Genomic DNA, 2889 nt, shown 5'->3' on the forward strand with positions numbered 1-2889 from the left:
GCAAACTATTGAACCAATGAACTAAAACTAATAACCAAATAACTAAAACTAATAACCAAAAACCATGAACTAAAATTCCGATACTATTAAATAGCTAAAAACTATTTTTTTATTTATTTTTTTTATATTTGTTTTTTTATTTACTTTCCTTATATTTGTATTAATTTAAAAAAATATTAAAACATGAAAACTTCATTAAAAAATATTGGTTTAACAATTATACTTTTTTGTTTTTGTTTTACTGCTTTCGCGCAAAGCAAGGATAAACACACCAAAAAACATAGTACCACCTACGTAAAAATAGAAATTGCCGGTCATGGTCTGCATTGCCCGTTCCTTGGTATGAGCTTAAAAGATAAGATAAAAAACACCCAGGAGTTCAGTGATTTTTATATTGATAAAGATGACGAGTATTTGGCCTTTAATTTTCCTTCTGAAATGAATTTAACAAAGGAAGAATTATTTAAGATCCCTGTCGAAATAGGTTATCCGGCCGGTATTGTCAATGTTATCATTGCTGACAAGCCGTTTAAAATAAAAAACAAGCGATCAAACCATAAAATTAATCGCTCCGAATACGCTGAACAAAAAAAACACAAACAAATGCAGAAAAAATACGATGAAGGATCAAATATTTGAAATAATTATATTAAGAATTAATAATGGAAGAATTACTAGAATTACGGGCCTGTATTGAAGAACAGCGCTATGATGATGCTTTAGAATTAGTTGGATTAATGGAGGAAATGAGTAAAGACGATAAAATTCATAAAATATACAGTTATTAAGAATGAAGCTTTTCAGCTTATAAAAGACCCTAAATAATACAATGCAAAATACAGTTTGTAAAATACAAAGAGTTTACAGCAGGCAGTATGCGGAAGGCAAAAAAAACTACATACTGTCGGTTGCCTGTGCTATATTGTCTATTGCCTGCTGCCTATTGCCTGCTGCCTACTGTTTTTCCCAAGTCACCTTCCAGCAAACCTTTGTAGCTCCATACATGAACGGAGGCGTCTATGTTGAAACTACCTCTGATGGCGGTTTCATAGTAACAGGACAACATGAAAGCGGGGCCGAATGTGATGCATATGTATTCAGACGGGATGGATGCGGCAATCTTGTATGGTTTAAAACCTATGGAGGAGCTGATTCAACCGATTCAGAAGGTGGCACGTGTATCCGGCAAACCTCTGATGGCGGCTTCATTATATCCGGACTTGGATTTAATTCCCCTGATGTCAGCCGCGATGCTTTCTTATTGAAGATTGATGCCGGTGGAAACGCACAATGGGTAAAATCATTCGGTGGGGGCCCGGGAGATTACGGCTTGTTCGTTCAGCAAACTAATGATGGGGGTTACATTCTCTTAGGCAACACTACAAGCTTTGGTGCAGGAGATTGGGACGTCTATCTTATAAAAACTAATGCCAGCGGCAATATGCAATGGAGCAGAACTTTTGGAGGTACTGGTCGTGATTTTAGCAATGTCGTTGAGCAGACCAGCGATGACGGCTATATTATTTTCGGCAGCACCAACAGCTTCGGGAGCGGAGGCTATGATATATGGTTAATAAAAACAGATAGCTCTGGTAATTTACAATGGAACAGAACCATTGGCGGAGCAGGCGATGAAGGTACCACCTGGATGACCAAAGGGCAGATAACTTCTGATGGTGGATATATTATTGAATCATATACTACAAGCTTTGGTGCCGGATCCAGTGATGTTTTACTCGTAAAAACAGATAATAACGGGTTTGTTCAATGGGCTAGAGCTTATGGAGATGCCGGTGTTGATCAAGGCCGTTTCGTCAGCCAAACCACCGATGGAGGATATATAATCACAGGGTTCACAGGCGTCATAACCGGTGCAAATCCTCCCACCGGAAATGCCGATTATTTCCTGATCAAAACAGATAGCAGCGGTAACGTGGCATGGGCTAATAAATATGGAGGAGCAAATGAGGAAAAATCCATGTGCGTGAAACAGGCAAATGACGGGGGCTACGTGATGAGTGGAAACACAGGGAGCTTCGGATCAAATTTTTTTGATGCTTATTTTGTGAAAACCGACAGTGCCGGAAATGTTGGATGCAATCAAACCACTTGGGCCCCCACTGTTACTAATGGAACCCTTTTAACAACCACACCTGCACCGACTACCACTTCACCTACCGTTGAAAACACACCTTCGCTGATTGTAAACGATTATACGCCTACACCTAATATGCTTTGCCTTAGTTGCAGCGGAAGCTTTTTCAGTTCCAGTTTAGCTTATTGTAATAACGGGCTGTTCGTTACTTATACAGATTCGTCAGTATGCGCCACTTCCTGGCAATGGGATTTTGAAAATGATGGTATCATAGATGATACTGTTCAAAATCCCGTACATGCCTTCCCGGCGCCTGGTACTTATGACACTAAACTTATTATAGCAAATGTAATTTATGGATGTGCTGACACGTTGATATTGCCGGTTACGGTAAGCGGCATTCCAAATTGCCAGTGCCTGACCAAAACCGCTGTTAATTTTAACTCATGGATTGAGGAAGGTGATCCGGCAAATGGTGATTGGGTAGTGGGAGGAGTTGGAGGAAGTCAGGTAACCCAGCAAATCAATACACCTGCTCCTACCTTTTATGTGAGCCCTGATACCTTTATCAACGTCATCATTGATGGTACGATAACGGTAAACGAAGTTGGTGTAGACGATGATCTCATAGGATTCGTATTCGGCTATAATGAACCGGTCGGTAACTCTACCAACTATGATTGCTGGCTGTTTGACTGGAAACAAGGCACACAAGCAGCCGGTGGCTATACAGCCCAGGAAGGTTTCACTTTAACGAAAGTGAACGGAGTAGTTACAGACGTTTGGCAATACTT

Annotated in this window: 2 protein-coding genes; both read left to right on the forward strand. The window is 40.0% G+C overall.

The window, feature by feature from the left end; all coding sequences use genetic code 11:
• Positions 1-183: 183 nt before the first annotated feature.
• Positions 184-639, forward strand: a complete 456-nt coding sequence (locus FVQ77_17390) for a hypothetical protein (GenBank protein ID MBW8052078.1) — start codon at positions 184-186, stop codon at positions 637-639.
• Between the two features lie 190 nt (positions 640-829).
• The coding region (locus tag FVQ77_17395) for a hypothetical protein (protein ID MBW8052079.1) at positions 830-2889 on the forward strand (2060 nt) is incomplete at its 3' end.

The organism is Cytophagales bacterium, from assembly GCA_019456305.1.
Lineage (GTDB): Bacteria > Bacteroidota > Bacteroidia > Cytophagales > VRUD01 > VRUD01.

What these genes read in the sequence shown, in the direction of transcription:
- FVQ77_17390 (MBW8052078.1), top strand. Translation starts at nt 184, where the DNA reads ATGAAAACTTCATTAAAAAATATTGGTTTAACAATTATACTTTTTTGT.